This is a genomic window from Streptomyces alfalfae, assembly GCF_004127445.1.
Taxonomy (GTDB): domain Bacteria; phylum Actinomycetota; class Actinomycetes; order Streptomycetales; family Streptomycetaceae; genus Streptomyces; species Streptomyces alfalfae.
Genome location: NZ_QEXM01000032.1, coordinates 1 through 5,780, shown reverse-complemented (window position 1 = coordinate 5,780; position 5,780 = coordinate 1). Strand labels below are relative to the sequence as shown.

General features: G+C 69.6%; 6 protein-coding genes. All 6 read right to left on the bottom strand.

Features of this window, described 5'->3' with window-relative positions:
• A partial coding sequence (locus DCW30_RS13125; protein ID WP_206740254.1) for a GTP-binding protein occupies positions 1-374 on the bottom strand: 374 nt, incomplete at its 3' end.
• Positions 355-945 carry a DUF742 domain-containing protein gene (locus DCW30_RS13120; RefSeq protein WP_062779221.1) on the bottom strand — a complete coding sequence of 197 codons (591 nt, stop codon included), beginning with the start codon at positions 943-945 and terminating at the stop codon, positions 355-357. The genes DCW30_RS13120 and DCW30_RS13125, both read right to left, overlap by 20 nt.
• Positions 946-1,040: 95 nt before the next feature.
• The gene (locus DCW30_RS13115) at positions 1,041-1,454 is read right to left on the bottom strand and encodes a roadblock/LC7 domain-containing protein (RefSeq protein ID WP_062779227.1); all 414 of its coding nucleotides are present in this window, start codon (positions 1,452-1,454) and stop codon (positions 1,041-1,043) included.
• Positions 1,455-1,464: 10 nt separating this feature from the next.
• Complete coding sequence (locus DCW30_RS13110) at positions 1,465-4,755, bottom strand: sensor histidine kinase (protein ID WP_076684324.1); 3,291 nt, start codon at positions 4,753-4,755, stop codon at positions 1,465-1,467.
• A gap of 343 nt (positions 4,756-5,098) precedes the next feature.
• Positions 5,099-5,683 (bottom strand): GTP-binding protein, encoded by a 585-nt coding sequence (locus DCW30_RS13105; protein WP_129299896.1) that lies wholly within the window; start codon positions 5,681-5,683, stop codon positions 5,099-5,101.
• Positions 5,664-5,780 (bottom strand): DUF742 domain-containing protein (locus DCW30_RS13100; protein ID WP_129299895.1); only part of this gene is annotated, 117 nt, incomplete at its 5' end. The genes DCW30_RS13100 and DCW30_RS13105, both read right to left, overlap by 20 nt.

The window sequence follows — 5,780 nt, the reverse complement described above, 5'->3', positions numbered from 1 at the left end:
GCGGGGAAGCAGTCGGCGAGGCGGCGGGTGTCGACGAGGACGACCGCGCCGATCGCGCCGCGGACCAGGTCGTCCCACATGAACCAGAAGCGGTCCTGGCCCGGCGTGCCGAAGAGGTACAGGATCAGGTCCTGGTCCAGGGTGATGCGGCCGAAGTCCATGGCCACCGTCGTGGTGGTCTTGTCCCCGGTGTGGGTGAGGTCGTCGATGCCCGCGGACGCGGACGTCATGACGGCCTCGGTGCGCAGCGGGTTGATCTCAGAGACCGCCCCGACGAACGTGGTCTTGCCCACGCCGAAGCCGCCCGCCACCACGATTTTCGCGCTGGTGGTGGAGCGGGCTGTTGCTCCGCCGCTAGAGCTTGCGAAGTCCACTGAGCACCCTTTCGAGCAGTGTCACGTCTGGCTGGCCGCCGGCGGACTCGTCGCCGCCGGGCTGGTGGATGGCGACAAGTCCGGCCTCCGCCAGGTCGGCTACGAGGATCCGGGCGACGCCGAGGGGAATGGTGAGCAGTGCCGAGATCTCGGCAACCGACTTGATCTCATGGCACAGGTTGCAGATCCGCTGGTGCTCGGGCAACTGGCCCTGGAGCTGATGCGGTTGCGCGGTGGTGTGCACCAGCGCCTCGATGGCGAGCTGGTAGCGGGGCCTGGTGCGGCCGCCCGTCATGGCGTACGGGCGCACCAGGGGGTTGTTCGCCGAACCCGCGGGCGCCGGTGCGGGGGCGCGCCGCTGCTGCTGTACCGGCTGGATGCGGGGCGCGCGACCCGGCGCGCCCTGGTCGTACGGGCGCGGCCCCGGCTGCTGGGGCTGCGCGTACGGCTGTCGGCGGTGGCTCGGCGCGGAGGGGAAGTCGTACCGGTGGGCCCCGCCGTCGTACTGGCCGCCCTGACCATGACCAGGGGACCAGTTCGCCGATGACGGACCGTCTGGGGGTGTTGCCACGTTGCTTCCTCCTCCGACTGTGCCGGGCACCATCACTGTGGAGCCGCGTCCCGAAACCTTACGGGCACGGGACGCGAAAACGCACCGCTTGTCTGTTAGTTGAGAAGGCTCCCCTGGAGTTCCGCGCGCAGGTCCGGTGTGAGAACAGTGCCCGCACGATCGACAAGAAGTGCCATTTCGTACCCGACGAGACCGATGTCCGCATCGGGGTGGGCGAGAACTGCGAGGGAAGAACCGTCGGAAATGGACATGATGAAGAGAAATCCTCGCTCCATCTCCACAACGGTCTGTGTCACCGCACCGCCCTCGAAGATCCGGGAGGCCCCGGCCGTGAGGGAGGTGAGACCCGACGCGACGGCCGCGAGCTGATCGGCACGGTCGCGGGGGAAGCCTTCGGACATCGCCAGAAGGAGTCCGTCGGCGGAGACCACCACCGTGTGGGACACCCCGGGGGTGTTGTCCACGAAGTTGGTGATCAACCAGTTCAGGTTCTGCGCCGCCTGGCTCATCGGGCTCACACTAACGCTCCTGGTTGTAGGTGCTATCAGGGCTGAAGCCCTGGCCGTTCGTGTCATTGCTCACGGTGCGTCCGCGCTGGACGCCCCGGCGAAGATTGCTCAGCCGGCCCCGCACGTCCTCGGGGTCGCGGGAGACCTGGGGGCCGCCCTGCGGGGTCTGCTCGGCGGTGCCCTCGACCAGATTGGCCTTGGGAACCCGCCGCGGGAGCCCGGACGAGGTGACCCCGCCCGCCTTCGGCTCCTTGAGGCGCTCGGCCCGCTGCCAGCGCTCGTCGTTGGACGAACGCCAGGTCTCGCTGCCGGAGCCGCTCTCGTTGCCGGAGGTCTGCGGGGGACCGGCGGGGGCGCTTCCGTTGCCGTTCGAGCCGGACGAACCGCGGCGCGGGAGGCCCGCGTCGGTCATTTCGTGGACGGTGGAGGGGACCGGACCGGGACGCTCGAAGCCTACGCGGTCCGTCTCGTCGGTGTGGTCGGCCCGGACAGATTCCGGTTCCTGGGCGTACTCGTTGTGGTATGCGCCCTGGTGGCCGTCGCCGGTGGGCCAGTCGTCCTGCTGGGACCGCTCCGGATAGCTGACCGGGACGTCCTGGTGGCCGCTCTGGTAGCCGTCCTGACCGGGGAAGTACTGCGCGTTCCCGTAACCCTGCTGGTCCTGGCCCTGGCCGAAGCCGCCCTGCTGGTCGTAGGCGGGCTGCTGCTGGTCGTAGGCGGGCGCCTGCTGGTCGAAGCCGGCGTTCTGCCCCTCGTACGCGGGAGCGGTCTGGTCGTACCCGCCCTGCTGGTCGTACGCGGGCTGCTGCTGGTCGTACCCGGCCTGCTGCTGGTCGTACGAAGGCTGCTGCTCGTACTGGCCCTGCTGGTCGAACCCGGGCTGCTGGTCGTAGCCGCCCTGCTGGGGGCGCGGCTCGACCTCGTCGCGGAAGAGCGGGCGGTCGTCGCCCGGCTGCTGGGCCTGTGCCTCCAGGGCGGCCCGGCGCTCCTCGCGCATCAGGGAGCGGCCGACGGGGTCGAGCTGAGGCTGGGCCTCCTGGCCGCCGTGGTACCGGCTGTCGTCGAAGCCCAGCTCGGCGGCCGTGCGTATCGGCTCGGCCTCAAGGGTCTGCTGCTCAGGGATGATCTGCGAGACGGTGAACTCGTCCTGGCCCTGCTGCTCGCCACCGCCACCGTGCGTGATCGGGTCGGGGAGCATGACGAGGGACGTCGTGCCCGCCTGCTCGCCCGAGGGGCGGAGCTGGACGCGGATGCCGTGCCGGTCGGCGAGCCGCCCGACCACGAACAGGCCCATGCGCTGCGAGATCGCGGCGTCCACGGTCGGCGGGTTGGCCAGCTTGTGGTTGATGTCCGCGAAGTCCTCGGCGGTGAGGCCGATGCCCTTGTCGTGGATCTCGACCATGATGCGGCCGTCGGGCAGCCGGGTCGCGGTCACCCGGACCTTGGTCTGCGGCGAGGAGAACGTGGTGGCGTTCTCCAGGAGCTCGGCGAGCAGGTGCACGAGGTCGGTCACGGCGAGGCCGTGGATCTCGGCCTCCGGAACCCCGGAGAGCTCGATGCGCTCGTACTGCTCCACCTCGGAGGAGGCGGCGCGCAGGACGTCGACCAGCGGGACCGGCTGGTCCCAGCGGCGGCCCGGCTCCTCGCCGGAGAGGACCAGGAGGTTCTCGCCGTTGCGGCGCATACGGGTCGCCAGGTGGTCCAGGCGGAAGAGAGACTCCAGCTGGTCCGGGTCGGCCTCGTTGTTCTCCAGGTCGGTGATGAGGGTCAGCTGGCCCTCGATCAGCGACTGGTTGCGGCGCGAGAGGTTGGTGAAGATCGCGTTGATGTTGCCCCGGAGCAGTGCCTGCTCGGCGGCGAGCCGCACGGCCTCGCGGTGCACCTGGTCGAAGGCGCGGGCGACCTCGCCGATCTCGTCCGTGGAGTTGATCGGGATGGGCTCGACCCGGGTGTCGACGCGGCCCGGGTCGGTGCGCGAGAGCTGGTCGACCAGCATCGGCAGGCGCTGCTCGGCGATGCCGAAGGCCGCGGTGCGCAGGCGGCGCATCGCCGTGGACATCTGGCGGGCCATGAGCCCGGCCAGGAGGAAGGCGGCGAGCAGCGCGAGGACCACGATGGCGCCGGTGATGTAGGCGTTGCGCTGGGCGTCGGCGGCGATGTCGGACGCCTCGTCCACGGCCTTGTCGGCGAGGTCCGACTCGATGGTGCGGTAGGCGTCGAACTTGGCGGTGGTGGTGGCCCACCAGGCCTCGCGGGTGACGCCCTTGCCGGCCAGCGTGGCGCGCGCGCTCGGCTGCGTGCTCTCCAGGCCCGCGATGGCCGAGACCATCTTCTCCTGCGAGGGCGGCGGGACGAAGGTCTCGCCCTGGGACTTGGCGTCGGCGGCGGACTCCTTGGCCTGCTTCTCGCCCGCGGCCGTCAGGTCCTTCTCCATCTGCTCCAGCTTGGCGACGTCCTCGGGGGTGCCGCCGCCGGTGTACTCCTCGATGGCGATGCGCTCGAGGTAGGCGTACGAAGCGAGAGAGGTGCGCTGGAGGGCCAGCGAGCCCGTGCCGGGGCCGGGCTTGACCAGCAGGTGCGTGCCGATGGACCGCTGCAGCGAGAGCGCGGCCTTGGAGAGCGAGATCGCGTAGACGGTGCGGCCGTAGCTGGTGATGTTGCCGGTGCCCAGACCGAGTTCGTTGGCGAACTCCATCAGGGGGTGCTGGATGGCGACGTAGCCCTCTTCGGTCTTCACGCCGCTGAGCTTGGTGGTGTACGCGTTCTGCCGGAGCGGGGCCAGGTGGGGCTCGACCTTGCGGAAGCCGGCGAGGCGGCGGTTCAGCCCCTCCTTGTCCGGCATCTTCTCGGTGGCCTCCTTGAACGCGGCGGCGGCCGCGTCGGTGGCCTTGCGGGCCTTGACGACGGCCGGGTCGTTCCGCTTGCCGTTCAGCAGCGGGGCCGCGGTGAGGTCGCGCTCCTCGATCAGTCGGTTGCCGTAGTCGAGGGAGGCCCGCACCAGGCGGGCGGTGTTCTCGGCGTCCTGGGCCTCGTTCCAGGTGTCGATCGAGCCCTTCACCTGGAAACCGCCCATGACCAGGCCGACGAGCACGGGTATGAGCAGGATCGCGTTCAGTCTGGTGGGCACACGCCAGTTGCGCGGGGACATCCGCCCACCGGAGGGAGCCGCGGGCTCGTTGCCGGATGTGGCGGTCACGTCAACAGGGGACGCCGCTGTGCGCGGCGGCGGGGTGAAGTTGCCCCGCGCGTCCCCCGGTGTTCCCGTGGGGGGTGCCGCGGGGCTCGTCTTGCTTCGCCTCACTCGACCAACAACCTCTCGGCGGCGGCACCACTCGCGTCGTGCCGCTGTCGTCTCCAAGGCCCGTGCTACTGGGCAGTTCAGCGCATTCCAGCACGTCAGACGCTGCTGGACCAAACACCGGGAAGCGGAACCCCCGAGTGGTGTAAGCCTCAGATAAATCGGTCATAAAGAGCGAGCCCCGCCAAAAGGCGGGGCTCTTGTGCGCGCAGCGAAACCAGGTGACCGCGTCGCGTTGCGGCCACCTGGCAATTCTCTGTCGAAACGTTATGAACACGGCGTGCACTCGTGTCAAAGGACACAGGCGCCTCCGTGTTGTCTACGGCAACTACCGTATAAGACCAACCTACTTGAGTCGTGCCATAAGTGCGTGTTCGACCAGCGTGATCAGGCCGCTCTTTGCGTCTGCACGGTGTCGGGCGTCCGTCGTGATGATGGGCGTGCCCGGACCGATCTGCAGAGCCTCGCGCACCTCTTCGGGGGTGTACGGCTGGTGGCCGTCGAAGCCGTTGAGGGCGATGACGAACGGCAGCCCGCTGTTCTCGAAGTAGTCGACGGCGGGGAAGCAGTCGGCGAGGCGGCGGGTGTCGACGAGGACGACCGCGCCGATCGCGCCGCGGACCAGGTCGTCCCACATGAACCAGAAGCGGTCCTGGCCCGGCGTGCCGAAGAGGTACAGGATCAGGTCCTGGTCCAGGGTGATGCGGCCGAAGTCCATGGCCACCGTCGTGGTGGTCTTGTCCCCGGTGTGGGTGAGGTCGTCGATGCCCGCGGACGCGGACGTCATGACGGCCTCGGTGCGCAGCGGGTTGATCTCAGAGACCGCCCCGACGAACGTGGTCTTGCCCACGCCGAAGCCGCCCGCCACCACGATTTTCGCGCTGGTGGTGGAGCGGGCTGTTGCTCCGCCGCTAGAGCTTGCGAAGTCCACTGAGCACCCTTTCGAGCAGTGTCACGTCTGGCTGGCCGCCGGCGGACTCGTCGCCGCCGGGCTGGTGGATGGCGACAAGTCCGGCCTCCGCCAGGTC